At 71.8% G+C, this 25,659-nt stretch carries 20 protein-coding genes; 11 read left to right on the top strand and 9 right to left on the bottom strand.

What is annotated here, in order from left to right:
* Positions 1 to 20: 20 nt before the first annotated feature.
* Together OHT57_RS19165 and OHT57_RS19160 are read right to left on the bottom strand one after the other, a co-directional pair.
* A complete protein-coding gene (locus tag OHT57_RS19165; RefSeq protein ID WP_328747665.1) occupies positions 21 to 809 on the bottom strand; it encodes a phosphatase in 789 nt (262 codons plus the stop codon).
* A 70-nt stretch (positions 810 to 879) separates the two neighbouring features.
* A complete protein-coding gene (locus tag OHT57_RS19160) occupies positions 880 to 2,340 on the bottom strand; it encodes a PucR family transcriptional regulator (protein ID WP_328747664.1) in 1,461 nt (486 codons plus the stop codon).
* A gap of 124 nt (positions 2,341 to 2,464) precedes the next feature.
* Here OHT57_RS19160 and speB point away from each other — a divergent pair, with 124 nt between their 5' ends.
* Both speB and OHT57_RS19150 read left to right on the top strand, forming a co-directional pair.
* Positions 2,465 to 3,448 (top strand): agmatinase, encoded by a 984-nt coding sequence (gene speB / locus OHT57_RS19155; RefSeq protein WP_328747663.1) that lies wholly within the window; start codon positions 2,465 to 2,467, stop codon positions 3,446 to 3,448.
* The gene (locus OHT57_RS19150; protein ID WP_328747662.1) at positions 3,445 to 5,133 is read left to right on the top strand and encodes a thiamine pyrophosphate-binding protein; all 1,689 of its coding nucleotides are present in this window, start codon (positions 3,445 to 3,447) and stop codon (positions 5,131 to 5,133) included. The genes speB and OHT57_RS19150 overlap by 4 nt, the downstream gene beginning before the upstream one ends.
* An 88-nt stretch (positions 5,134 to 5,221) precedes the next feature.
* On the opposite strand, the gene OHT57_RS19145 is transcribed toward OHT57_RS19150, so the two are convergent.
* Together OHT57_RS19145 and OHT57_RS19140 are read right to left on the bottom strand one after the other, a co-directional pair.
* Positions 5,222 to 6,028, bottom strand: a complete 807-nt coding sequence (locus tag OHT57_RS19145; protein ID WP_328747661.1) for an endonuclease I family protein — start codon at positions 6,026 to 6,028, stop codon at positions 5,222 to 5,224.
* A gap of 189 nt (positions 6,029 to 6,217) precedes the next feature.
* Positions 6,218 to 8,494: a glycosyltransferase family 39 protein gene (locus OHT57_RS19140; RefSeq protein WP_328747660.1), complete on the bottom strand. Its 2,277-nt coding sequence runs from the start codon at positions 8,492 to 8,494 to the stop codon at positions 6,218 to 6,220.
* Between the two features lie 143 nt (positions 8,495 to 8,637).
* Here OHT57_RS19140 and OHT57_RS19135 point away from each other — a divergent pair, with 143 nt between their 5' ends.
* From OHT57_RS19135 to OHT57_RS19115, 5 genes are all read left to right on the top strand, one after another.
* Positions 8,638 to 9,480, top strand: coding sequence for a serine hydrolase (locus OHT57_RS19135; protein WP_328747659.1), 843 nt, complete (start codon positions 8,638 to 8,640; stop codon positions 9,478 to 9,480).
* Positions 9,481 to 9,642: 162 nt separating this feature from the next.
* Positions 9,643 to 10,677: an esterase-like activity of phytase family protein gene (locus OHT57_RS19130; RefSeq protein ID WP_328747658.1), complete on the top strand. Its 1,035-nt coding sequence runs from the start codon at positions 9,643 to 9,645 to the stop codon at positions 10,675 to 10,677.
* 92 nt (positions 10,678 to 10,769) lie between these two features.
* Complete coding sequence (locus tag OHT57_RS19125; RefSeq protein WP_328747657.1) at positions 10,770 to 14,474, top strand: ABC transporter ATP-binding protein; 3,705 nt, start codon at positions 10,770 to 10,772, stop codon at positions 14,472 to 14,474.
* A 73-nt stretch (positions 14,475 to 14,547) separates the two neighbouring features.
* Entirely contained in the window at positions 14,548 to 14,937 is a 390-nt protein-coding gene (locus tag OHT57_RS19120) for a hypothetical protein (RefSeq protein WP_328747655.1), read from the top strand.
* A 123-nt stretch (positions 14,938 to 15,060) separates the two neighbouring features.
* Positions 15,061 to 16,500: a S28 family serine protease gene (locus OHT57_RS19115; protein WP_328747653.1), complete on the top strand. Its 1,440-nt coding sequence runs from the start codon at positions 15,061 to 15,063 to the stop codon at positions 16,498 to 16,500.
* A gap of 40 nt (positions 16,501 to 16,540) precedes the next feature.
* On the opposite strand, the gene OHT57_RS19110 is transcribed toward OHT57_RS19115, so the two are convergent.
* Positions 16,541 to 17,182, bottom strand: a complete 642-nt coding sequence (locus OHT57_RS19110; protein ID WP_328747652.1) for a hypothetical protein — start codon at positions 17,180 to 17,182, stop codon at positions 16,541 to 16,543.
* Between the two features lie 133 nt (positions 17,183 to 17,315).
* Positions 17,316 to 19,112, bottom strand: a complete 1,797-nt coding sequence (locus tag OHT57_RS19105; RefSeq protein WP_328747651.1) for a glycoside hydrolase family 3 protein — start codon at positions 19,110 to 19,112, stop codon at positions 17,316 to 17,318.
* A 389-nt stretch (positions 19,113 to 19,501) separates the two neighbouring features.
* Here OHT57_RS19105 and OHT57_RS19100 point away from each other — a divergent pair, with 389 nt between their 5' ends.
* From OHT57_RS19100 to OHT57_RS19090, 3 genes are read left to right on the top strand one after another with little or no spacing between them, the layout of a single operon-like run.
* Positions 19,502 to 19,744 carry a hypothetical protein gene (locus OHT57_RS19100; protein ID WP_328747650.1) on the top strand — a complete coding sequence of 81 codons (243 nt, stop codon included), beginning with the start codon at positions 19,502 to 19,504 and terminating at the stop codon, positions 19,742 to 19,744.
* 59 nt (positions 19,745 to 19,803) lie between these two features.
* Positions 19,804 to 21,078 carry a 3-phosphoshikimate 1-carboxyvinyltransferase gene (gene aroA / locus OHT57_RS19095; protein WP_443053463.1) on the top strand — a complete coding sequence of 425 codons (1,275 nt, stop codon included), beginning with the start codon at positions 19,804 to 19,806 and terminating at the stop codon, positions 21,076 to 21,078.
* Positions 21,079 to 21,085: 7 nt separating this feature from the next.
* Positions 21,086 to 21,718 carry a GNAT family N-acetyltransferase gene (locus OHT57_RS19090; protein ID WP_328747646.1) on the top strand — a complete coding sequence of 211 codons (633 nt, stop codon included), beginning with the start codon at positions 21,086 to 21,088 and terminating at the stop codon, positions 21,716 to 21,718.
* Positions 21,719 to 21,785: 67 nt separating this feature from the next.
* Here OHT57_RS19090 and OHT57_RS19085 read toward each other — a convergent pair whose 3' ends face one another.
* Both OHT57_RS19085 and pdxR read right to left on the bottom strand, forming a co-directional pair.
* Positions 21,786 to 23,021, bottom strand: a complete 1,236-nt coding sequence (locus OHT57_RS19085; protein ID WP_328747644.1) for an MFS transporter — start codon at positions 23,019 to 23,021, stop codon at positions 21,786 to 21,788.
* A gap of 92 nt (positions 23,022 to 23,113) precedes the next feature.
* Positions 23,114 to 24,523, bottom strand: coding sequence for a MocR-like pyridoxine biosynthesis transcription factor PdxR (pdxR, locus tag OHT57_RS19080; RefSeq protein WP_328747643.1), 1,410 nt, complete (start codon positions 24,521 to 24,523; stop codon positions 23,114 to 23,116).
* A 92-nt stretch (positions 24,524 to 24,615) separates the two neighbouring features.
* On the opposite strand from pdxR, the gene OHT57_RS19075 reads away from it, so the two are divergent.
* On the top strand, positions 24,616 to 24,873 hold the full coding sequence (locus OHT57_RS19075; protein ID WP_328747642.1) for a hypothetical protein: 258 nt from the start codon (positions 24,616 to 24,618) through the stop codon (positions 24,871 to 24,873).
* Here the strand turns inward: OHT57_RS19075 and OHT57_RS19070 are convergent.
* Entirely contained in the window at positions 24,857 to 25,657 is an 801-nt protein-coding gene (locus OHT57_RS19070; protein WP_328747641.1) for a sugar phosphate isomerase/epimerase family protein, read from the bottom strand. The genes OHT57_RS19075 and OHT57_RS19070 overlap by 17 nt on opposite strands.
* Between the last annotated feature and the right edge of the window lie 2 nt (positions 25,658 to 25,659).

Genomic DNA, 25,659 nt, shown 5'->3' with positions numbered 1-25,659 from the left:
CCCCCGGGCGGGCGAGGGCACTAGCGCAACGCGGCCTCGCTGAGGAGATACGCCGTCATCGGGTCGTAGTGGCGCGGGCTCACGACATGGTCGTCGAGCGGGACCGTCACCTGGACCGTGCCCTCCGACTCGCCGACGAACAGGGCCGGGTCGTTGGAGTCGGCGTACCCGACGGAGTCCACGCCGTGCTGTCCGGCGTACCCCGCCCAGCCGTGGTCGGCGACGACCAGGTCGGGCAGCGGGCGGCCCTCGCGCTCCAGGGCGGTGAGGATGGCCTTCATCGGCTCGCCGGAGTGCGTGTGCCACAGGGTGGCGCCGTGTTCCAGGACCGCCACGTCCGCGAACTGCATGACGTACCCCTCGTCCGTCTGCAGCCCGTCCGGGATGACCACGATCTCGCAGCCGGCCGCGCGCAGTGCCGCCGCCGTGGCGTGGTGCACGTCGAGGAGCCCGCCGGGGTGACCGGTCGCGAAGAGCACCCGCTGCTGCCCGTCCGCCGCCTTGCGCAGCCGGGCCGCCATGCGCTCAAGGCCGCCGACGGTCAGCTCGGGGTCGATGGTGTCCTGGCCGTACCGGTACTCCGGGTCGTCGCTGACCCCCGCCCGCTCCGCCATCACCGCGAGCACGTCCTGCTCGTCGCTCCAGCGGTCGCCCAGCTCCAGACCGAACCAGTAGTGGCGGTTGCCGTTCGCCAGCTGACGGTAGTGGGAGAGGTTGTTCTCACGCGGGGTGGCGACCTCACCCGCGATACGGGTCTTCACAAGGTGGTCGACGAGCTCGGCGCGGCTGGGTGTCCCGGGTATCGGCATGTCTCCCATTCTGATGCACTCCTTCACGGGATCGCCGCGCATCCCGCGCGCTGGGACGCGGGTCACGCGATCATGACCGGCGCAGCGCGAACCACAGCTCCATCCGTACGTCCGGGTCGTCCAGGTCCAGCTCCAGCAGCGCCCCGCACTTCGCGATCCGCTGCCGCACGGTGTTGCGGTGCACGTCCAGCGCGACCGCCGTACGGTCCCAACTGCCGTGCAGGGACAGCCAGGTGCGCAGCGTCGAGGTGAGGGTGGGAGCGAGCGGGGCCAGGAGCGCCCTGGCAAGTTGCTCGGCGTCCGCCTCCGGCACCAGGTCGGCGAGGGCCGGCCGGGCCCCGTACCGGACCAGCCCGGCCCGGGTGGCCCGGGCACGGGCCAGCGCCCGCCCCGCCTGGGCGTCGGCGACGGGCCATTCGGCGGGACCGGCCACGGCACTGACCCCGAGCGTCCACCCCGGCTGCGGGGCGGGCTCCCGGTCGGCGGCCAGCAGCACCCGTACGACATCCCGCGCCACGTCGATGAGCGGCGACCCGAGCGAGGCGCCCAGCGCGGAGGCGGCGACAGGGTCGGGAGCGGCGAACGTGTCCGGGCGGGCGTGCACGACGACCCACCGCTGCCCACCGAGCAGCGGAGCCACATCCTGCGCCGACGCTCCCAGCAGCAGCCGCACCAGAGCCGACGACCGCGCCGCCCCCGACCCGCTCTGCTGCTCACCGGTGAGCAACGACAGCAGCACGGCCGCGACGGAGGCGATGGTGTGGTCGCCGGGGTCGCGGTGGGGCGCGGCGACCCCGAGCACGAAGCCGTGGCCGGCGCCGAGGGCGTAGGCGGCGAGGTGGACGTCGGCGGTCGCCTGGCCGGCGGAGGCCGGGACTCCGGGGCCGGAGGGGCGTACGACCTCCGCGAGTTCGGTCAGTGCCTCCCGGGCGGCTGTCCGTACCGGTCGCCCGGCGGACACGACCTCCGTCCCGTCCGCCCCGTACAGCACCGCCCACCCTCCGACCCGCTGCGCCAGCTGCCGCAGCACCGACGGCACCGGATCGGGGCGGGACGCGGCGGCGGCCAGGCTCTGCTGGGCCTCGGTGACGCGGCGGAGTTCCGCGTGGCGGGCCTGAGCCATCAGCTGCCAGACCGCGCGGGCCACGCCGGAGAAGGTGGTCCGGGGCGGGATCTCGATCAGCGGCAGCCCGTGGGCGTCGCAGGCGGCGACCAGGGCGCGCGGGACCGTGTCGTGCACCGGTGCCACGCCGAAGCCGAGGGCCGCACCGCCCGCCGCGACGATCCTCGACACGTAGTCGTCGAAGTACGTGCCGGAGCCCGCGGCCTCCGGGATGTGCACCCCGGCCGTCAGCAGCAGCTCGCCGCCCAGCAGATACGGGTACGGGTCCGCCATCTCCGAGGCGTGCGCCCAGTGGATCACCGTGGCCGGGTCGGTGGGTCCCGCGATCTGCCGTAGCGCCAGGTCCTCGCGGGCCAGGAGTGAGGCCAGCGGGACGGGCGGGGTGGGTGGGACTGCCGGGTCCGGCATGGTGGATGTTCCCTCCATCCGGGACCGATCGAATGGATGAAACGTACACTTCGCAGTCGCATTCCTTGCTGTCTAGTGTCGGCAGAAGGACAGAAGGAGAAGGACACAAGGAAGGCATACGACCATGAGCGCATCCGGGACGCCCCGCGGCCCCGTCGACTCCTCCCGCATCCCCCGGTACGCCGGCCCGGCGACCTTCGCCCGGCTGCCGCGTCTCGACGAGGTCGGCCGGGCCGATGTCGCCGTGGTCGGGGTGCCGTTCGACTCGGGTGTCTCGTACCGGCCCGGCGCCCGCTTCGGCGGCAACGCGATCCGCGAGGCGTCCCGCCTGCTGCGGCCCTACAACCCGGCGCAGGACGCGGCTCCCTTCGCGCTGGCGCAGGTGGCGGACGGGGGCGACATCGCCGTCAACCCGTTCGACATCCACGAGGCCGTGGAGACGATCGAGGCGGCGGCGGACGAGCTGCTGGGGACCGGCGCCCGGCTCATGACCCTCGGCGGCGACCACACCATCGCGCTCCCGCTGCTGCGGTCGGTGGCCAAGAAGCACGGCCCGGTGGCGCTGCTGCACTTCGACGCCCACCTCGACACGTGGGACACGTACTTCGGCGCCGAGTACACGCACGGGACGCCGTTCCGGCGGGCGGTCGAGGAGGGCATCCTGGACACCTCGGCGCTCTCCCACGTGGGCACGCGCGGGCCGCTCTACGGCAAGCAGGACCTGGACGACGACGCCAAGCTGGGCTTCGGCATCGTCACCTCGGCGGACGTCATGCGGCGCGGTGTCGACGAGGTCGCCGACCAGCTCCGGCAGCGCATCGGCGACCGGCCCCTCTACATCTCCATCGACATCGACTGCCTGGACCCGGCGCACGCGCCCGGCACCGGCACGCCCGAGGCGGGCGGCATGACCTCCCGCGAGTTGCTGGAGATCCTGCGAGGTCTGGCATCGTGCAACCTGGTGTCGGCGGACGTCGTCGAGGTGGCCCCCGCGTACGACCACGCGGAGATCACGTCGGTGGCGGCCTCCCACACCGCGTACGAACTGACCACGATCATGTCCCGCCAGATCGCAGAGGCGAGGGCTCAGGAGAAGGCTGCGAAGTGACTCACGACCACGACCTGGTGCTCCGTCCGACCCCCGCGCAGACGGCGGCCGCACTGAACCCGCCGCCCGGCCGCAACGGCGGAGACCTGGTCGTGGAGACCCTTGCCGGGCTCGGCGCGACCACCGTCTTCGGTCTTCCCGGCCAGCACGCGCTCGGCGTGTTCGACGCGCTACGGCGGTCCGACCTCCGCTACATCGGTCTGCGGGTCGAGAACAACGCGGGCTTCGCGGCGGACGCGTACGGCAGGATCACCGGCGAGGCGGCCCCGCTGCTGCTGTCGACGGGACCGGGGGCGCTGACGTCCCTGGCGGCCCTCCAGGAGGCGGCCGCCGCTTCGGCGCCGGTGCTGGCGATCAGCAGCCAGATCCCCACCGCCGGTCTCGGCGGTGGCCGGCACGGCTACCTCCACGAACTCCCGGACCAGTCGGCCTCGTTCAGGGGCGTGGTCAAGTCGGTCCACACCGTCCGCGCCCAGTCCCAGATCCCCTCCGCGATCGAGGCGGCCTGGAAGTCGGCGCTGACCGCCCCGCACGGCCCGGTGTGGGTGGAGATCCCGCAGGACGTCCTGCTGGCCCCGACCCTGATCCCCGTGGTGACGGGCGGCGACGCCTTCCCGGAGGAGCTGCCACCGCGCCCCGAACTGACGGCGGTGGCGGCGGACTTGCTGTCGAGCGCCGCCCGCCCTGCGATCATCGCGGGCGGGGGAGTCGTACGGTCGGACGCGTCGGGCAAGCTTCGCCGGCTCGCCGAGCTGCTGCAGGCGCCGGTGGTCACGACGCCGGGCGGCAAGGGCGCCTTCCCCTGGACGCACCCCCTGTCCCTCCGGTCCTGGATCGAGGACCGCCACACCACGGACTTCCTGGAGGACGCGGACGTGGTCCTGGTGGTCGGCTCGGGACTGGGTGAACTCTCCTCCAACTACCACACGTTCAAGCCGCGCGGCCGGGTGATCCAGATCGAGGCGGACCTCGGCAAGCTGGAGTCCAACCACCCGGCGCTGGGCATCCACGCGGACGCGCGACTCGCGTTGCAGGCGCTGCTGGAGACGGTGACCGAGCGTTCGGACCCTTCGGCGCCGGAACGCGTCCGCGAGGTGCTGACCAAGGTCGCCGACCGCATCGCCGCCCAGGAACTCACCCTGGAACAGGAGCTGTTGGCCTCGATCCGCCGAGCCCTGCCCGCTGCGTCCCCCTCCTTCTGGGACATGACGATCCTGGCGTACTGGGCCTGGTCGGCCTTCGACGCCAAGGGCCCCAATCTCCTGCACTCCGCGCAGGGCGCCGGAGGTCTGGGCTACGGCTTCCCCGCGGCACTGGGCGCGGCGGTGGCCGACCCTTCGCACCCGGTCCTGGCGGTCTCGGGAGACGGCGGAGCCCTCTACTCCATCGCCGAACTGGCCACGGCCCGCCAGTACGACCTCGACGTCACCTGGCTCATCGTCGACGACGGCGGCTACGGCATCCTGCGCGAGTACATGACGGACGCGTTCGGCGAGACGACGGCGACGGAACTGACCCGGCCGGACTATGTGGCGCTGGCGGAGTCGTTCGGGGTGCCGGGGGTACGGACGTCGCCGGAGACCCTCGCCGACGACCTGTCCAAGGCGTTCGCGGCACCGGGGCCCTCGGTGGTCGTCCTCCCGGCGGTGCTGCGGATGTTCGCGGCGACGCACCTGGACGGCTGACGGGCCATGCGCCCCCACCACCGACAGCGGGCACGCCGTCCGTGGGGAACGGCATGCCCGCGTCGGGGGACGTCACATGGCTGGCGTCCTACCAGATCGCCTCGACCCACTCCGGGTGGTCGATGAACGGGTTGCGGTTGTGCTGGTAGGTGTCGTAGATGGCCTGGTTGCGCTTCTCCTCGAAGGCGCTCGGCGGGTCCGCCTCGCTCCAGGCCTTGAGGACGGAGAGCTTGCCGATGTACGGGTTGCTGCCGTTGCCGACCTTCTCGTTGGGCTCCAGGTCGGCGAAGCCGTCGTCGCCCTCGTAGCGCACGGCCATGTACAGGATCATGCGGGCCACGTCGCCCCGGTCCGCGGCGCGCGGCGCGAAGGAGTCGGAGTCGACGGTGCTGCCGCCGCCGTTGGTGACCGCGCTGCCGCCGTTGTCGAAGTCCAGGTTGCCGCGGATGCTGTTGACCTGGACGTCCGCCGGGCGCAGGTGGTGCAGGTCGGTGCCGGGGCCGGTGACCTCGCCGAAGTCGCCGTGGGACTTGGCCCACACGTGCTCGCGGTTCCAGTCGCCGACGTCGCCGCCGTTGAGGGACTTGGCGCGCGAGACGCCGCTGTACAGCAGGATCACGTTGCTGCTGTTGTTCGGGTCCTGGTCGGTGACCTTGAGCGCGTCCCAGACCGCGGAGTACGAGATCTTCGTGACGTTGGCGCTGATGATCGTGTGCAGGGACGACTTCAGGCTCGTCCCTGTCTTGCCGACCGCGTTCTTGTAGTACGTCGCGTCGTACGCGGTCGTGGTGGCGGCGGCCGGGGTCGTGGTCACGACCGGGGCGGCGAACCCGACCAGCACGGCGGCGGTGGTGAGCGCCACCGACTTCCAGCTGCGTATGCGTGTCGCCAGCATAAAGGGGGTCCCATCTACGCGGGTTGAATGGAGGCGGCAGATGGGAGCGTGGCATGGACATGCAGCCGTGTAAATGGATGGCGCGTGTCCATTGGGTGACCTGAAACGGCAAATCGGGCCGTGTCTACGCGAGTTGACACGCGAAAACGGCCCCCGGTACATCACCGGGGGCCGTTTTGCCGGACTTGGTCAGCCGACGTCCGACGCGTCCAGGCGGTAGACGGTCGACGTGGAAGTGGAAGTGGAGGTGGAAGAGGAAGTCGACCCCGACCCCGACGTCGAGCTCTTGCCCGTGCTGTAGTCGCTCTCCTTCACCGCCGTGCCGTTCTTCTGCACCCAGGTCGTGAGCTCCTGGTCAGCGCCTCCCATGCCTCCCATGCCGCCGCCGCCGAGCTGGATGTAGTGCAGCTCGCCCTTCTTCACCAGCTCCTTGAGCTTGGCCAGCGTCATCGCCTTGTCCTGGCCGGTGAAGCCGCCCATGGAGATGACGGGCTTGTGCGTGCTGAGGATCAGCTGGCCGGCGCTCTGCGAGTTGGACACCGCGAGCAGCCACTTGGCGCCGTCCTGGTGCTTCTCCAGGTACGAGACCAGCTCGCTGTCGACGCTGCCTCCCATGCCGCCACCGCCCATGCCACCGCCACCGGGGCCGCCGCTCGTGGTGCCGCTGCCGCCGGGAGCCGTACCGGACTGGCCGCTCTGGCCGCCGGACGTGCCGCCGGGAGCGGTGCCGCCGCCCGGGAGTTCCCCGTTCGTGCCGCTCGGCGCGCCGCCGCCCTGGGGCAGCTCACCGTTGCCGCCACCCGGCTGCATCCGGCCGTTGCCGCCCCCCGGGAGCTCACCGTTCGCCTGGCCGCCCTGCTGGGTGCCCTGTTGGCCACCCGGCCCGCCACCGTTGCCGCCGAAGCCGCCCCGGCCGCCACCGCCGCCGGGACCGCCCATGCCGCCGCCGGTCGAGGGGCCCGCCGTCGGGTTGGTGCCGCCCATCATGCCGCCGGCGGAGCCGAAGGCCGGCGAGGCCGCGTACGCCGTGGGACCCGCGAGGGCCGCGACGACCGCCGCCGCGACGGACACCCCGAGCAGCCGGAGCCTCGTCCCCGAGCCCGCCGTACGGAAGACGAACAGACCCACGACCGCCAGGACCATGAGGACACCGATGACCGGCCACAGCCAGGTGTTCCAGCCGGTGGCCCGGCGCAGCAGCACGATCGCCCAGATTCCGGTGACCGCGAGCCCGGCCGGCAGGACCCAGGACCAGCGGGCGTCGGCGCCGCGGAAGGCGCGCCACAGCATGACGCCGCCCGCGCCGGTCAGCGCCGCGATGCCCGGGGCGAGCGCGGTCGTGTAGTACGGGTGCATGGTGCCCTCGGCCATCGCGAAGGTCAGGTAGTGCAGCACCAGCCAGCCGCCCCACATGACGAGCGCGGCGCGGGTGGCGTCGGTGCGCGGGGCCCGGCCGCACAGTGCCAGACCGGCGACCAGGGCGATGAAGGCGAAGGGGATGAGCCAGGAGATCTGGCCGCCGAGGACGTCGTTGAACATCCGGCCGATGCCCGCGCTGCCGGCGAAGGTGGCGCCGCCCCCACCGCCTCCGCCGTTGCCCTCGCCGCCGAGGACCCGGCCCAGGCCGTTGTAGCCCATGATCAGGTTCCAGGCGCTGCCGTCGGTCGAACCGCCGATGTAGGGCCGGTCGTCGGCGGGCACGAGCGAGACCGCCGTCGCCCACCAGAAGCTGGCGACCGCCAACGCCACAGCCGCGAGGGCCAGGTTGACGGCCTTCTTCTTCCAGCCGAGCCTCGACGCGTAGAGGTAGACCGCGAAGACGGCCGGCAGGGCGATGTAGCCCTGGAGCATCTTGGTGTTGAAGGCGAGTCCGAACAGGACCGCCGAGCCGATCAGCGGCAGCAGCCTGTCGTTGCGCACCGCGCGCAGGGCGAGGGCCGCGCCGCCGACCATCAGCAGGACGAGGAGGGTGTCGGGGTTGTTGTCACGGTTGATCGCGACGGTGATCGGGGTCAGCGCGAGGACGAGCGCGGCGATGGTGGCCGCCATGTGCCCGAAGACCCGCTTCACGGAGGTGTGCAGGATCCAGATCGTGCCGAGGGCGGCGGCGATCTCGGGCGCCATCATCTGCCAGGTGCCGAAGCCGAAGATGCGGCACGACAGGCCCATGACCATCAGCGCGAACGGCGGCTTGTCGACGGTGATGAAGTTGCCGGCGTCCAGCGAACCGAAGAACCAGGCCTTCCAGCTCTGTGTGCCGCTGTAGATGGCGGAGCTGTAGAAGCTGTTCATGCCGGAGCCGGACAGGTTCCAGCCGTACAGGACCGCGGCCAGGACGAGGATCGCGACCAGCGCGGGCAGCGACCAGCGGGGGGCCTTGTCCGGTGGGGCCGAGGGCGGGGCCGGCGGCGGCCAGTCGGCGGACACGGTCTCGGTGTGGGGGTGGGGATCGGTGGCAGATGTCACCTGGGCATCGTGCGGAGGGGACTTGGGTGAGGGCTGTGACGTACCTGGCGCCTTCCTGTGAAAGCGCCACGGGTTAGGTAACGACTCGTACAACCATTCCCTATGCGTACAACCATTCACCCCTGTCCGAAAGTCAACTGGGCATGACACGGGGGATATTCAGACACAGGAAATGGATCGCCGCGGGCGCGCTGGCCGCGAGCGTCGCCGTCGCCACGCCGGCCGCCGCCGCGACCGCACCGGCCGTCAGCTGCACGTCCGCCAAGGCGGGCCTCGCCGACAAACTCAAGCGGGACATCACGTCCGCCGTCACGAACCGCTCGGGCACGATCGCCGTGGGCGTCTACGACCGCACGACGAAGACCACCTGCACCCTCAGGGCCTCCACCGCCTACGACTCCGCGAGCGTCGTCAAGGTGACCGTCCTCGCCACGCTGCTGTGGGATGCCAAGAAGCACGACAGGTATCTGACCGCCACCGAGAACACCCTCGCCAAGGCCATGATCACCAAGTCGGACAACGACGCGACCAGCAAGCTGTGGAAGCAGCTCGGCCTGACGAAGATCAAGGGCTTCCTCACCGCGGCCGGCATGACCCAGACCAAGCCGGGGGCGAACAACTACTGGGGCCTGACGCAGATCACCGTCACCGACGAGCAGAAGCTGCTCAAGCTGGTCAGCGCGAAGAACACCGTCCTGAGCGACAACTCGCGCGCCTACATCCTCAAGCTGATGGGCCAGGTCATCTCGTCGCAGCGCTGGGGCACCCCGTACGGCGCCGGGTCGGGCATCGCGGTGCACGTCAAGAACGGCTGGCTGCAGCGCTCCACGCACGGCTGGCGGGTGCACAGCGTCGGCACCTTCACGGGCGGCGGCCACGACTACACGATCACGGTGCTCACCCACGGCAACAGCACCATGAACTACGGCATCACGACGATCCAGGGTGTCGCGAAGGCCGTTCACCGGGATCTCGCGGCGAGCTGACGCCTGCCGGACCCGCGCACGTCATCGTGCCGCTCCATGGTGCCGCCGGTCGGTTCGCGGACACCGTCCGGCCTCGCACCGCGGTGCGAGGCCGGACGCGGCGGGACGGCCCTTCATGACACGGACCCCCGCACGTCACCGTGCCGCCCTACGGTGACGTCCATGCAGCTGAGAACCGTACTCGCGACCACCACCGCGGCCCTGGCGGCGGCGACCTGCCTGACGGCAGGACCTGCCGTCGCCTCGGCCCCGGCCCTGGCTCCAGTGAGCCACGTCTGCTCGCCGTCCGTCACCCTCGACCGCTTCTCCGACGCGCTCGACAAGACGACGTACGACGGCACCTTCGTCGGCAACCTCTCCGCGCTCGCGGTGGACCGGGACGGCTCGCTCGTCGCTCTGTCGGACCGTTCCGCCCTCTTCGGCCTGGACGCGCGGACCCTCGCGCCGACGTCGGTCGTCCCGCTCGCCGACGAGAACGGCGCCGCGCTGGACTCCGAGGGCCTGGTGGTCGACCGGGACGGCACCCGCCTGGTCACGTCGGAGACCGAGCCGTCGATCCGCCGGTACTCGAAGGACGGCAGGATCCTCGGCCGCCTCCCCGTCCCGGCCTCCCTCCAGGTGGCCCCGGCCGGCCGCGCCACGTCGAACCAGACCTTCGAGGGCCTGACCCTCATGAACGGTGGCCGCACCCTCCTTGCCTCCATGGAGTACGCGCTCTCCGGCGACACGGCCGGCATCGTCCGTTTCCAGACCTGGCAGCGGCACGGGAAGAGCTGGAAGCCCGGCGCCCAGTACGCGTACCGCACCGACGCCGCCTTCCTCGGCGTCCCCGAGGTCCAGGCCCTCCCGGACGGCCGCCTCCTGGTGCTGGAACGCGGCTTCACCTCCGGCGTCGGCAACACGGTCCGCCTCTACCTGGCCGACCCCCGCCGCGCCACGGACACGGCCGGAGTCGAGAACCTGACCGGCCAGACCGACGTGCGCCTCATCAGGAAGACCCTGCTCACGGACATCGCGAGCTGCCCGGCCCTGGGCGCCACGGCGAAGCAGCCCCAGCCGAACCCCCTCCTCGACAACATCGAGGGCATGACGGTCACGGGCCACGACAAGGGTCGCCTCAAGGTGCTCCTGGTGAGTGACGACAACCAGAACGCGGTGCAGACGACGCGGTTCTACTACCTGCGGGTCCGGGTCTGACCCCGGATTTGTTGCGGAGGGATGAAATCCGCTTCGGTCCGTGTTGGTGCCTTCCGGTAGATCAGGGCTTCTGAGCGACGGAGGACACCCGCGTGGATCCGCAACGGGGATGGGCACGACGACTGGCCGGGTACGCCTGGCGCTACCCCAAGGACGTCGTCCTGGCCCTGGGCTCCTCCCTCGCCGGCATGGCCGTCATGGCCGTCGTCCCCCTGATCACCAAGGTGATCATCGACGACGTCATCGGCGATCACAGCCGTGACATGGCGCCCTGGGCCGGAGCCCTTGTCGTGGCCGCCGTCCTCGTCTACGCCCTCACCTACGTCCGCCGCTACTACGGCGGCCGGCTCGCCCTCGACGTGCAGCACGACCTGCGGACCGAGATGTTCGGCACGATCACCCGCCTCGACGGCCGCCGCCAGGACGAGCTGTCCACCGGCCAAGTCGTCGGCCGAGCCACCAGCGACCTCCAGCTGATCCAGGGCCTGCTCTTCATGCTGCCGATGACGATCGGCAACCTCGCCCTCTTCGTGATCTCCCTGGCCGTGATGGCCTGGCTTTCCATCCCGCTCACCCTGGTCGCCGTGGCGGTCGCCCCGGCCCTGTGGTGGATCGCCAAGCGCTCCCGCTCCAAGCTGCACCCCGCCACCTGGTACGCCCAGGCCCAGGCCGCCGCCGTCGCGGGCGTGGTCGACGGCGCCGTCAGCGGCGTACGCGTGGTGAAGGGCTTCGGGCAGGAGGACCAGGAGACCGGGAAGCTCAGGGAGGTCGGCCGCCGCCTCTTCGCGGGCCGGCTGCGCACGATCCGCTTCAACTCCCGGTACACCCCGGCCCTTCAGGCCGTCCCGGCCTTCGGCCAGGTCGCGATGCTCGCGCTGGGCGGCTGGCTCGCCGTCCGCGGGCACATCACCCTCGGCACCTTCGTCGCCTTCTCCACCTACCTGGCCCAGCTCGTCGGCCCGGTCCGGATGCTCGCCATGGTCCTCACGGTCGGCCAGCAGGCCCGCGCGGGCACCGAGCGCGTCCTGGAGCTGATCGACACCGAGCCGTACCTGACGGGCGGCACCAAGGAGCTGCCCGCCGACGCACCGGCCACCGTCGAGTTCGACGACGTGTCCTTCGGCTACGACGACCAGCGCCCGGTTCTCGACGGGCTGAGCTTCCAGATCCGCCCCGGTGAGACCCTCGCCGTCGTCGGCTCCTCCGGCTCCGGCAAGTCCACCGTCTCCCTCCTCCTGCCGCGCTTCTACGACGTCACCCACGGCGCCGTCCTCATCGGCGGCCACGACGTCCGCGAGCTCACCCTCGACTCGCTGCGGGCCGCGATCGGCCTGGTCCCCGAGGACTCCTTCCTCTTCTCCGACACGGTCCGCAACAACATCGCGTACGGCCGTCCGGACGCGACGGACGCCCAGGTCGAGGAAGCCGCCAGGGCCGCCCAGGCGGACCGTTTCATCGCCGAGCTCCCCAAGGGCTACGCCACCACGGTCGGCGAACACGGCCTCACCCTCTCCGGCGGCCAGCGCCAGCGCGTCGCACTGGCCCGCGCGATCCTCACCGACCCGCGCCTGCTGGTCCTGGACGACGCCACCTCCGCCGTGGACGCCAAGGTCGAACACGAGATCCACGAGGCCCTCAAGCAGGTCATGGAGGGCCGCACGACCCTCCTCATCGCCCACCGCCGCTCCACCCTCAACCTCGCCGACCGCATCGCCGTCCTGGAGAACGGCCGCCTCGCCGACCTCGGCACCCACGCCGAGCTGGAGAAGCGCTCGGCCCTCTACCGCCGTCTGCTCACCGACCCCGACGGCCTCGGCGGTGTCTCCCCGGGCCACGCCCGCCCGGTCGCCGTACAGGAGGACACCTCCGTACGCGACGAGCTGGACGCCGAGTTCGACGCCGAACGCGGTGTCACGCCCCGCCTGTGGACCGGGGACCGAGAGCCCAGGGACGCGGCGCTCGCCGGCACCCCGGCCACCCCCGAACTCCTCGCCGAGGTCGACGCGTTGCCCCCGGCGACGGACACCCCGGACATCGACGAGGCACGCGCGGTCACGCCCGAGGAGTCCTACGGCCTGCGGCGGCTGCTGCGAGGCTTCGGCGCCCCGCTGCTGATCAGCCTGGGCCTGGTCGCCGTGGACGCCGGGATGAGCCTGCTGCTCCCGGTGATGATCCGGCACGGCATCGACGACGGTGTCTCGAAGGCGGCCATGGCCGCGATCTGGACGGCGTCCCTCCTCGCCCTCCTCGCGGTGGGCGTCCAGTGGGCGGCGCAGATCGGCGAGACCCGCATGACCGGACGCACGGGGGAACGGGTCCTCTACTCCCTCCGGCTGAAGATCTTCGCCCAGCTCCAGCGGCTCGGACTCGACTACTACGAGCGGGAGTTGACGGGCCGGATCATGACGAGGATGACGACGGACGTCGACGCCCTCTCGACGTTCCTGCAGACCGGTCTGGTCACGGCGTTCGTCTCGGTCGTCACCTTCTTCGGCATCATGGTCGCCCTGCTGGTGATCGACGTACAGCTGGCTCTGGTCGTCTTCGCGACCCTGCCGCCGCTGGTCGTGGCCACGTACTTCTTCCGCAAGGCGAGCGTGAAGGCCTACGAACTCGCCCGTGAGCGCGTCGCGTCGGTCAACGCCGACCTCCAGGAGTCGGTGTCCGGGCTCAGGATCGTGCAGGCGTTCCGGCGCGAGCAGGACGGCGGGGCGCGGTTCGCGGAACGCAGCGACAGCTACCGCCAGGCCCGCATCCGCGGCCAGTGGCTGATCTCGGTGTACTTCCCCTTCGTCCAGCTGCTCTCCTCGGTGGCCGCGGCGGCCGTACTGATCGCGGGCGCGGGCCGGGTGGACGCGGCGACCCTGACGACCGGCGCCCTGGTGGCCTACCTCCTCTACATCGACCTGTTCTTCGCCCCGGTCCAGCAGCTCTCGCAGGTCTTCGACGGCTACCAGCAGGCGACCGTCTCGCTGGGCCGCATCCAGGAGCTGCTCCAGGAGCCGACGTCCACGAAGGCGACCGACGAGCCGCTGGAGGTCCTGTCCCTGCGCGGCGAAGTCGCCTTCGAGGACGTGCACTTCGCCTACGCGGACGACGAAGAGGCCCTCGGCGGCATCGAGTTGAGGATCCCCGCCGGGCAGACGGTCGCCTTCGTCGGCGAGACGGGCGCGGGCAAGTCCACCCTGGTCAAGCTGGTGGCCCGGTTCTACGACCCGACCGGCGGCCGGGTCACGGTCGACGGCACCGACCTGCGCACCCTGGACCTCACCTCCTACCGGCACCGCCTCGGCGTGGTCCCGCAGGAGGCGTACCTCTTCCAGGGCACCGTCCGCGACGCCATCGCCTACGGCCGCCCGGACGCCACCGACGCCGAGGTGGAGGCGGCGGCCCGCGCGGTCGGCGCCCACGAGATGATCGCCACGCTGGAGGGCGGCTACCTCCACGAGGTCGCCGAGCGCGGCCGCAACCTCTCGGCGGGGCAGCGCCAGCTGATCGCGCTGGCCCGCGCGGAGCTGGTCGACCCGGACATCCTGCTTCTCGACGAGGCCACGGCAGCCCTCGACCTCGCCACGGAGGCCCAGGTCAACCAGGCCACCGACCGTCTCGCGGGCCGTCGTACAACCCTCGTCGTGGCCCACCGCCTGACCACGGCGGCCCGCGCCGACCGGGTCGTGGTGATGGACCACGGCCGGGTGGTGGAGGACGGCACCCATGACGAACTGCTCGCGCGGGACGGCCGATACGCCTCGCTGTGGCGGACGTTCGTGGGGGAGCCGGCAGAGGTGTCTCGCTGACGGTCGTGCAACCGTCCGACACATGTCCTGCGTCCGTACACCCGTACGCCCGAGGGTTGCGGGAGGGACGGCAGTGAAGAGTGGAGCGATACGGCGGCTGGCGGTGGGGCTGGCCGCTCTGACGGTGTCCGGACTGATCGGGGTGGCCGTGCCGGACCAGGCGCAGGCCGCGCCCGCGTCGTGCGGGGGGCGCAAGGTCCGGTCCTTCCCGTTCTCCACCGGCACCGTGGAGGTGTACAAGCGGGGCGGATACGTGTGCGCGGTCACCCTGCCCAAGCGTGTCGGGCCCCGGCAGCACATGCGGGTGAGCCTGCGCGCGTACGGGCTCCGGCCGGTCGAGGACGCCGGGCGGTTCAAGTACCGGGCCGGCCCCGTCACCGTGCACGCCGGGCAGCGCAAGGTGTGGGTGAAGGGCGAGGTGGGCCGAGGGAAGTTCGACTCCGAGGGCTGGATCCGGATCTGAGATCCGGCTCCGAGTCACAGAATTCCCACAGGGTTTTCCCCACGATGAGGCCATCTCCCCTGGTGCGGACCGGACTTGCGACGCTAGCGTCCGGCGCACATCTGTACACACAGGGGAGGGTGCATGCGCAAGGCGCTCAGATGGCTTCTCACGCTGGTCGTGCTCATCGGCACGATCGGTACGGCCGGAGCGGCCACCGCCGCCGAACCGGAGGCCTACGGCACCGGTGCCACCACCGACATCAAGGACCAACTGCTCTCCATCCCGGGGATGAGCCTCATCGAGGAGAAGCCGTACACCGGGTACCGCTACTTCGTCCTCGGTTACACCCAGCCGGTCGACCACCGGCATCCGTCCAAGGGCACGTTCCAGCAGCGGATCACCGTGCTGCACAAGGACGTCAGCCGCCCGACGGTGTTCTACACCAGCGGCTACAACGTCTCCACGAACCCCGGCCGCAGCGAGCCGACCCGGATCGTGGACGGCAACCAGGTCTCCCTGGAGTACCGCTTCTTCACGCCCTCCCGGCCGGCCCCTGCGAACTGGAGCAAGCTGGACATCTGGCAGGCCGCCAGCGACCAGCACCGCGTCTTCAAGGCGCTGAAGAAGATCTACACCAGGAACTGGATCGCCACGGGCGGCTCCAAGGGCGGTATGACCGCCACCTACTTCGAGCGCTTCTACCCGCGTGACATGGACGGCGTCGTCGCGTACGTCGCCCCCAACGACGTGGTCAACAACGAGGACTCCGCCTACGACCGCTTCTTCGAGGCCGTCGGCACCAAGGAGTGCCGCGACCGCCTGAACGCGGTGCAGCGCGAGGCGTTGGTCCGCCGGGAGCCGCTGGAGAAGAAGTACGCCCAGTACGCGGCCGACGAGGGCTTCACCTTCTCCACGGTCGGCAGCCTCGACAAGGCGTACGAGGCGGTCGTCCTCGACTACGTGTGGGGGTTCTGGCAGTACAACCTGCTCGCCAACTGCGCCGACGACGAACTGGTCCCGCCCGACGCCAAGGCCGCGACCGACGACCAGATCTGGAACTCGATCGACACGATCTCCGGGTTCTCCTTCTACACCGACCAGGGCCTGGCGCCGTACACGCCGTACTACTACCAGGCGGCCACCCAGCTCGGCGCCCCGACGATCCGCTTCCCGCACATCGAGAAGAAGTACGTCCGCTACGGCTACCAGCCGCCGCGCAACTTCGTCCCGAGGGACATCCCGACGAAGTTCCAGCCGTACGCGATGCGGGACGTGGACAACTGGGTGCACAACAACGCCCAGCACATGCTCTACGTCTACGGCCAGAACGACCCGTGGGGCGCGGAACGTTTCCGCGTCGGCAAGGGGGCGAAGGACTCGTACGTCTTCACCGCGCCCGGCATGAACCACGGCGCGAACGTCGCCGGTCTGGTCGCCGACCAGAAGGCCTTGGCCACGGCCAGGATCCTCGACTGGGCGGGCGTCTCCGACGCGGCCGTCGCCCGGGCGAAGCCGCTCGCGACGTTCGACAAGAAGCTGGACGTGCCGGACGTGGAGAGGGAGCCCACGCTGCGGCACTGATCCGCTCGTCGGTTGTTCTCGCACCGCGCCCGGTCGCCGCTCACAGCGGCCGGGCGCACCCCACCGGCCGGGCCCCGCCGAGCTGGACGTACAGGGCCGTCGACAGGGGGCAGCCGCTGCGCTCGGCGACCGCCTTCACCACCTTGTACTGCGGTTTCCTCGCGCCCTTGCCGTCGCACGCGGTCTCGCGGACCTGTCCGCTGCCCGAGCCGTACACACAGTCGCCGACGATGGTCCGCGGCCCGCCCCCGCCGCCGGGGTCACCCGGATGCGGTGACTCCAGATTGCGCATGCAGGCGTACCCCTGCGGCACCGCCCCGTCGCCGTCCTCGTCGGAGATCTGGCTCTGCTCGCTGATGTGCAGCACGAAGTCGGTGGTCGCCGGGCAGGGCGGTCCGCCGGCGGTCGTGCCGTCGTGCCGGGCCACGACCCGCGCCGCCGCCCGCTCACCGGTGCAGGGCACCTCGGTGAAGCTGGTCTTGCCGAAGGAGCTGCACTCGTCGACCGCGAGGAACACCGCGCCGAAACCGGAGGCCCGGCCGGCGGACGACGAGACCGAGGCGGCGCCGCCGGACCGACCGCCGCCGTCGGTGCCGGCCGCCTGCTGGGTACACCCCGTCAACAGGGCGGCGAGCAGCGCCAGCAGGACGCACACCACCCCCGTGGAACACTTCTCGCGCATTGCAATCCCCCCGGACTACCCCCGTCGTCCAGCGTGACCGTCGCGGCGGGGCCACGCCAGACGTGTGGGGTCCTTTGCGCCTTTCGGGGGTGGTGCGCGGCGTGCGCGCCGTACGGCGACTACGCCCCGTGCGCTATCGGTCGTACGACAGCCCGTACCCGACCGGGTACAGCACCTTCGCCGGATCGTCCACCTGCTGCACCGGCACCGGCAGCTTCCCGTGCGGTGCCGTCCTCCCCGCGATCACCCGTGCCGCGGCCCGCAGTTCGACGTCGGTCCAGGAGTAGGACGCCAGGCAGGCCGGGACGGTGGGCAGGTGGGCCACGTCGTAGGGATTGCGGATCGCGACCGCGACCACCGGCCTCCCGGTCGCCACGAGCTGCTCGACGAGGGCCTGCTGGGCGGGCGTGATGTTGTACGTCCCCACGATCACCGCGTCCGCCTGCCGAGCGGCGCCGACGGCCCGGGCGACGGTGTCCGCCGAGGGTGCCGTACCGGTCGACAGGGCGGTGGCCGTGAAGCCCAGTTCGGTGAGGGCGGCGGCGAGGACTCCGGTGGGCGGGCCCGTCGTGCCGGACGGGGAGGCCGGGTCGGCGCCCACGACGAGCAGCTTGCGATGGGTGCGCCGGGAAAGGGGCAGCAGCCGCTTCTCGTTGACCAGCAGCGTCGTCGTCCGCCCGGCGATCCGGTCGGCCGCCGCGAGGTGCGCCGGGGTGCCGACGGTCCGGGTGACACCGCCCTGGCCGACGTACGGCGCCTCGAACAGCCGCAGCCGTGCCTTGAGCCGAAGGATCCGCAGGATCGACTCGTCGAGCCGCGCCTCGGTGAGCTCGCCGTCCTGCACGGCTCTGAGGACGGCGTTCCACGCGACGTCCAGGGAGGGTGGGTTGAGGAGCTGGTCGACGCCGGCCTTGAGGGCGAGGACGGGGACGCGGTCGTCGCCGTACTTCTGCCGGACGCCCTCCATGCCCAGGGAGTCCGTGACGACGGCCCCGTCGTAGCCGAGTTCGCCGCGCAGGATCCCGGTGAGGATCGGGTGGGAGAGGGTGGCCGGGTCGCCGGAGGGGTCGAGGGCCGGGAACTGGATGTGCGCGGTCATGACCGAGTCGATTCCGGCGCGGATCGCGGCCCGGAAGGGCACGGCGTCCAGTTTCTCCCACAGTTCCCGGCTGTGGGTGATGACCGGGAAGCCGTAGTGGCTGTCGACGGCGGTGTCGCCGTGCCCCGGGAAGTGCTTGGCGGTCGCCGCGACCCCGGCGCCCTGGTACCCCCTGACCTCCGCGGCGACGAGTCCGGCGACCGCCTGGGGCTCGGCCCCGAAGGAGCGCACGCCGATGACCGGGTTGGCCGGGTTGACGTTGACGTCGGCCACGGGGGAGTAGTTCTGCCGGATGCCGACGGCCCGGAGCTCCTGCCCGGCGACCTGGCCGAGGACACGGGCGTCCGTGCGCGAGCCACCGGCGCCGATCGCCATCGCGCCGGGGAAGAGCGTGGCGGGCGCGCCGACCCGGCACACGATCCCGTGCTCCTGGTCGGTGGAGATGACGACGGGCAGCCCGCGTGGCTGTCGCAGGGACGCCCGCTGGATCCCGTCGGACAGGTCGGCGATCTGGTGCGGATCACGGGTGTTGTGCGCCCAGGTGAAGTAGATGATCCCGCCCACCCGGTACTTCGCGATCATCTCGGCGGCCGTACGGACGCCGATCTCCTGGAGGTTGGCGTCGATGTCCGCCTGGTCGGGGGCGGTGGCGGAGTGGCCGTAGACCCGCATCACGAAGAGCTGGCCGACCTTCTCCGGGAGGGTCATCCGGGCGATGAGGGAGCGGAGCTTCTTGTCGTCCTGCTTGTCGTCCGCGGAGGCGGTCCCGCTCACGGCGAGAGTGGCGGCGACGCCTGCTGTCGCGGCGAGGACGGTACGTCTGGAGGGCACGTGTGCTCCTTCCGGAGGTGATCCGCTGAAGGAAACTTCCGAGAAGTCACCAATAACCGGGAAGTTTCCGCCAGTCAAGGAAGTGCACAGTAACGCGGCACCCACAGGGCGCATGGGACGCCGCCATCGGCGCTGTGGAGGGGGGCGCGCCGATGGCGGCGTGTGCTGCCGGCCGCAGTACGGAGGAGAGGGTTTGGTCAGCGATCGCAGCCAGCAGCGAGGCCGACGCCGCACTACGGTGACTCTCCGGCAGCTTGCGCATTGGACGAGCGGGGACGGGGCGGGGTTCCCGGCTCGGGCCCGATTTCCCGAAGTTGGTGCGGCCGGGGCCGACGGGACGGATGAGCCGACATCTTGGACTGTCCGCGCCCCCGGCGTACGGTCGTTGGATGAGCCAGTCGCTGCCGTTCCTGGCCGTCCTCGCCGGACTCGCCGTCACCCTGGCCCTCTTCACCCTGCTCGCCCGGCATGTCCGTCGCCGCGGAACGGCGGGCGCGGGCCTGCGCGGGGCGCTTGCGGCACACGACGAGGTGTGGCACGGCACGGCGGCGGACTCGTACTACGAGATCCAGGAGCAGACGAACCGCAGGGCGCCCCTGCCGGACGACCGCTGGAAGCGCCGCCCACGCTGACCACCGGGCGGGGTCCATCCCCTGGACGTGCGCGCACCGGAGGCCGCCGTGGGGCGATCATGACGGGTATGCCCGCAGCCCACGCGCCCGCCCCGCAGTCCCTCTCCCTGCCCGGTTCGAAGTCCATCACCGCCCGCGCCCTCTTCCTGGCCGCCGCGGCCGACGGGGTCACCACCCTTGTGCGCCCGCTCCGTTCGGACGACTCGGAGGGCTTCGCCGAGGGCCTGGTACGGCTCGGCTATCGGGTCGGCCGTGCTCCGGACGCCTGGCAGGTGGACGGCCGCCCCGAGGGACCGGCGGTCACCGACGCGGACGTGTACTGCCGTGACGGCGCGACGACGGCCCGCTTCCTGCCCACCCTGGTGGCCGCGGGCCACGGCATGTACCGCTTCGACGCGTCGCCGCAGATGCGCAGGCGTCCTCTGCTGCCCTTGTCGCGTGCGCTGCGCGACCTGGGCGTGGACCTGCGGCACGAAGAGGCGGAGGGCCACCATCCGCTGACCGTGCGGGCGGCGGGCGTCGAGGGCGGAGACGTGGTCCTGGACGCGGGCCAGTCCTCCCAGTACCTCACCGCGCTCCTGCTGCTGGGCCCCCTGACCCGCCGGGGCCTGCGGATCCGCGTCACGGACCTGGTGTCGGCGCCGTACGTCGAGATCACCATCGCGATGATGCGCGAGTTCGGGGTGGAGGTCGTGAGGGACGGCGACGTCTTCGTGGTCCCGCCGGGCGGCTACCGCGCCACGACCTACGCGATCGAGCCGGACGCGTCCACGGCGAGCTACTTCTTCGCGGCGGCGGCGATCACGCCGGGCGCCGAGGTGACGGTCCCCGGCCTGGGCACGGGCGCGCTCCAGGGCGACCTCGGCTTCGTGGACGTGCTGCGGCGGATGGGCGCGGAGGTGTCCGTCGGCGCCGACGCCACCACGGTCCGGGGCACGGGCGAACTGCGTGGCCTGACCGTCAACATGCGGGACATCTCGGACACCATGCCGACCCTGGCGGCGATCGCGCCCTTCGCGTCCGCCCCTGTCCGCATCGAGGACGTCGCGAACACCCGGGTCAAGGAGTGCGACCGCCTGGAGGCCTGCGCGGAGAACCTGCGGCGGCTGGGCGTGACGGTGGCCACGGGCCCGGACTGGATCGAGATCCACCCGCACGCCGCTCCCGCTGGAGCCCGGGTGACGTCCTACGGCGACCACCGCATCGTCATGTCCTTCGCGGTCACCGGCCTGCGGGTACCGGGAATCTCGTTCGACGACCCCGGCTGCGTACGGAAGACTTTCCCCGGTTTCCACGAGGCGTTCGCGGAGTTGCGACAGGGCATCGGGAGTTGATCGGGCAGTGGGTTTCCAACTGGAAGGGCCGGTACTGACAGGCGAGTTGGTACGCCTGGAACCACTGGACCACACACATGCGGCGGACCTGGCCGTGGCGGCGGAGGAGAACCGCGGTACGTACGAGTTCACCTGGGTGCCCAGGGCCGCCGAGGTCGGCGCCTACATCGACGCACAGCTCGCGCGGGCGGCGACCGGGAGCCTCGCCCCGTACGCGCAGGTGTCGGTCGAGACGGGGCGAGCGATGGGGGCTACCTCCTACTGGGAACCACGCTGCTGGCGGGCCGACGACCGGCTCGACGCCGTGGAGGTCGGCTTCACCTGGCTCGCGGGGCCGGCGCAGGGCACGGGCATCAACGCCGAGGCCAAGCTGCTGCTCTTCCGGCACGCCTTCGAGGAGTGGCACGTCTCCCGCGTCGACCTGAAGACGGACGCCCGCAACGACCGCTCCCGCGCGGCCATCGAAAGCGTCGGCGCCCGCTTCGAGGGCGTCCTGCGCAACTGGTCCCGCTCCTGGGCACCGGGGGAGGAGGGGAGGTTGCGGGACTCGGCGATCTTCTCGATCACGGCGGAGGAGTGGCCGCGGTGCCGGAAGCGGCTGGAGGAGCGGGTGGCGGGGTTCGTGGCGCGGAGGGGCTGAGGCGGCTGACGAAGGAGGCCCGCACTCGGCGCACAGCCTTCCGGGCGGCTGCGAGGGTGCGCGGCGATCACGCCTCGTCCGTGGCCGGAACCGCCCGCAACTCCGGTGTGCTCGCGCCCACATAGGTCACCGCCGCCACGCACATCAGGCCACCCGTGATCAGAGCCGTCACGCCCGAGCTCCAGCCCGCGACCAGACCTCCGCGCAGGTTGCCGAGGTGGGGGCCCGCCTGGCCGACGATCGTCTCGGCGGCCGTGACGCGGCCGAGGAGGGCGTCGGGGGTGTGGGTCTGGACGATGGTGGTGCGGGAGAGGACGGACAGGGAGTCCGCCGCGCCGGCCACGGCCAGCATGCCGAGGCCCGCCCAGGCACTGGTCGTCAGGCCGAACAGGGCCAGGGCCGCGCCCCAGGTCGCCGCCGCGCACAGCATCACCGGACCGGGCCGGGCCAGGCGGGTGACCGGCCCGGAGAAGACCGTCGCGGCGACCCCGCCCACGGCGAGCGCGGACAGGAACAGGCCGAGCGTGCGCGGGTCGCCGCCGAAGCGTTCCTCGTTGACCAGGGGGAACAGGCTCACCGGCATGGACAGCACGGTCGCGGCCAGGTCCGTTATGAGCGCGCCGCGCACCACCCGGTGACCGGTCAGGAAGCGCAGGCCGTCCAGGACGCCGTGCACCCCGGGCCGGGACTTCTCGCCCTCGGGCGGCAGTGCGGGCAGCCCGTAGGCGCCGTAGAAGGACATGGTGAAGCTGAGGGTGTCGAGGAGATAGCAGACGCCGATGCCCCACCAGCCGAGCACGACCCCGGCGACGGCCGGGCCGACCAGCATCATCGCCTGGCCGGTGGCCTGCTGGAGCGCGAGACCGGCGGCCACCTGCTCCTTGGGCAGTAGCCGCGGTACGAACACGCCGGCGGCGGGCGCGCCCAGCGCGGCGAAGGAGGTCTGCACCGCGACGAGCAGCAGGACGACGACCACCGGCGCGCGCCCCGCGAAGCCCTGCACGGTCAGCAGCAGGGAACAGACCGCCGAGCCGACGGTGCCCGTGAGGTAGACCCGGCGCCGGTCGGCCCGGTCGACCCAGGAGCCCGCGAACAGGCTGACCCCGACCATCGGCACCGCCTGCGCGACAGCGACCGCGCCGCTCCAGATCGTGCTGTGGGTCATGTCCCAGACCTGGTACATGACGGTGACCATGGTCATGAAGCCGCCGAGCGTGGACACCGTGCGCCCGAACAGCAGTCGCCGGAAGACGGGGGAGGAGCGGAGCGGCCGTACATCCAGGAACGTGCGGCTGAGGCTCACGGGGTCAGGACCGGGGGAGGAAGGGGCTGATGCACCCCGGGACGCTAACCGGCCGCCACCGCCCAGGCCACCGAATTACCGCGGGACCCCCGTCAACGGCTCGCCTCGATCGCCGTACGGAGGTGGCGTACCGCCTGCTCCACCATGCTGTCGGCGAGGTTGCCGTAGCCGAGGACCAGCCCGTGATCGGCGTGGTCGTCGGTGGCGTGATAGGCGGCGAGGTCGGCGACCGACAGTGAACGGGCGGCCGCCGCCCTGACCACGGCCGCGGTGTCCACGTCGGCCGGCAGCCGCAGGATGAGGTGGAGTCCCGCCGCGATGCCGGAGACGGGGGTGCCGGGCAGCTGCTCGGCGAGGGCCCGCACGAGCGCGTCGCGCCGGTCTCGGTAACGACGGCGGCAGGCCCGCAGGTGACGGTCGTAGGCGCCCGACTCCAGCAGGGCGGCGAACGCGAGCTGGTCGAGGACCGGAGGCGGGGTCGCCGCCTGGCCGGTCCGGTGCAGGGCGTCGGTCCAGCGGGGCGGCGCCACCAGCCATCCGATGCCGAGCGCCGGGGACAGGGTCTTGCTCAGGGACTTCAGCAGCACGACCCGGGACGGGTCCATGGCCTGCAGGGCCGCGACCGGTCGGCGGTCGTAGCGGAACTCCGCGTCGTAGTCGTCCTCCAGTACGACACCGTCCACCCGGCGGGCCCAGTCCAGCAGGGCCGCGCGCCGCTCGGGCACGAGCACCGTCCCCAGCGGGAACTGGTGCGCCGGAGCCGCCAGTACGGCCCGCAGACCGGCGTGTGCGACGAGGTCGTCGACGCGCAGACCGCCGTCGTCCGCACGGACCGGCACCGGCTCCAGACCGGCGGCACCGATGACCTGGCGCAGCCGCGTCCAGCCCGGCTCCTCACAGCCCACGGCGGTGATGCCCTGGGCGCGCAGGGCATGGCAGACGCGCCGCACCCCGTCGGTCACGCTCATGCACACCGTCACGTCCTGCGCCGTCGTCGAGACGCCACGGGAACGGCCCAGGTACTCGGCGAGCAGTCGCCGCAGCCGCGGGTGGCCGCCGGACGGCGGGTAGCCGAGCTCCGTGAACGCCACGGTCGTCATCTGCGCGCGTACGGCCTCCGCCCACCTGCGGCGCGGAAAGGCCCGCAGGTCCGGCAGACCCGGCGCGAGGTCGAAACGGGCCACGGGAGCCCGGCCGGCCGCGGGCCGCTCGGAGTCGCCGTCCCGGTCGCCGGACCAGCGCACCCGGGTCGCGGAACCGCTGCGGGCCTCCAGATAGCCCTCGGCCACGAGCTGGCCGTACGCCTCCGTCACCGCCCAGCGGGAACAGCCGAGGTCAGCGGCGAGCTGCCGGCTGGGCGGCAGGGCGGTGCCGACCTCGACCCGCCCACTGCGGATCGCCGAGCGCAGCGCCCGCTTCACCCGCTCGTGCAAGGCGCCGTCGCCGGGCCGACCCAGGTCGATCAGGAGATCGCCCACCAGATTGGTCTGTGATTCCCGCATGCCATTGGACGGTAGCAGCGAGCCGTTTCTCCCTAACGTCGACAGTGAGCTTCAGCAGACACGAGAGCAGACACGAGCAGGAGGACGTAGTCATGGCCGTACTGAAGAGGTCGCTGCCCGTCGAGGCCGTACACCCGCTCTTTCAGGGCGTGTTCAGCGACTGGCAGACGAAGGCCGGAGTCCTGTCCGCGCTGCCGGACGCACCGGTCGTCGCCGACGACTCCCGGACCGGACGGCCGCTGTGGCGGCACCGGCCGCGGTCCGGCAGGGGGTCCCGTCGGTGGTCCCGCCTGGCAGGCCTCGCGCGGATCCGCGTGACCCCCTCCCGCTCGCCTACGCCGAGTCGTTGAGCAGCCGGGCCAGGTGCTCGCGGCCCGCGCTCAGCAGGTCCTCCAGGGGTGCCGCGTTCTCGTACCAGCGCTTCTCGTACTCCCAGCACAGCCACCCGTCCCAGCTGTGCCGGGAGAGGACCTCCACGCACTCCGCGAGCGGCAGGACACCCGCGCCGAGCGCGACCGGGGTGGTGTCCTCGGCGGACGCGATGTCCTTGACCTGCACATATCCGAGATGCGGGGCGAGGGCCGCGTAGGTCTCGGAGGGCTGCTCGCCACCGAGCCAGGTGTGCATGACATCCCAGAGCGAGCCGACCTGACGGTGGCCGACCGGGCCGAGGACCCGGATCGCCTCGGCACCCGTGCGGTGCGAGTCATGGGTTTCGAGCAGGATCCGTACGTCGAGGTCGCCCGCGTACTCCGCGGCCGTGCCGAGCCGCCGGGCGGCCGTGGCGTCGGCCTCCTCGCGGGACTGGTCGGGGGCGGCGCCGGGGAAGACCCGGACGAAACCGGCACCGAGGTCACGGGCCAGGTCCAGGAGACGGTGGATCTCCTCGACCACGGGCTCGTCGTCGCCCGGCGCGGCGACACGCGCGTACCCGGCGACACCGAGGACCTCGACTCCCGCCGCCTTGAACTCGGCCACCGCGTCGGCCCGTTCCGCGAGCCCGATACCGGGGTGCACCGGCTCCTCCGGATGCGCGCGCAGTTCCACGCCGTGATAGCCGTGCGAGGTCGCGAGCCGTAGCACGTCCGAGAGGGGGAGGCCGGGGACACCGAGGGTGGAGAACGCCAGTTTCATGG

Origin of the sequence: Streptomyces sp. NBC_00285 (assembly GCF_036174265.1) — a bacterium.
Taxonomy (GTDB): domain Bacteria; phylum Actinomycetota; class Actinomycetes; order Streptomycetales; family Streptomycetaceae; genus Streptomyces.
The sequence above is the reverse complement of the archived record's forward strand: the minus strand, read 5'-3'. Positions and strand labels throughout refer to the sequence as shown.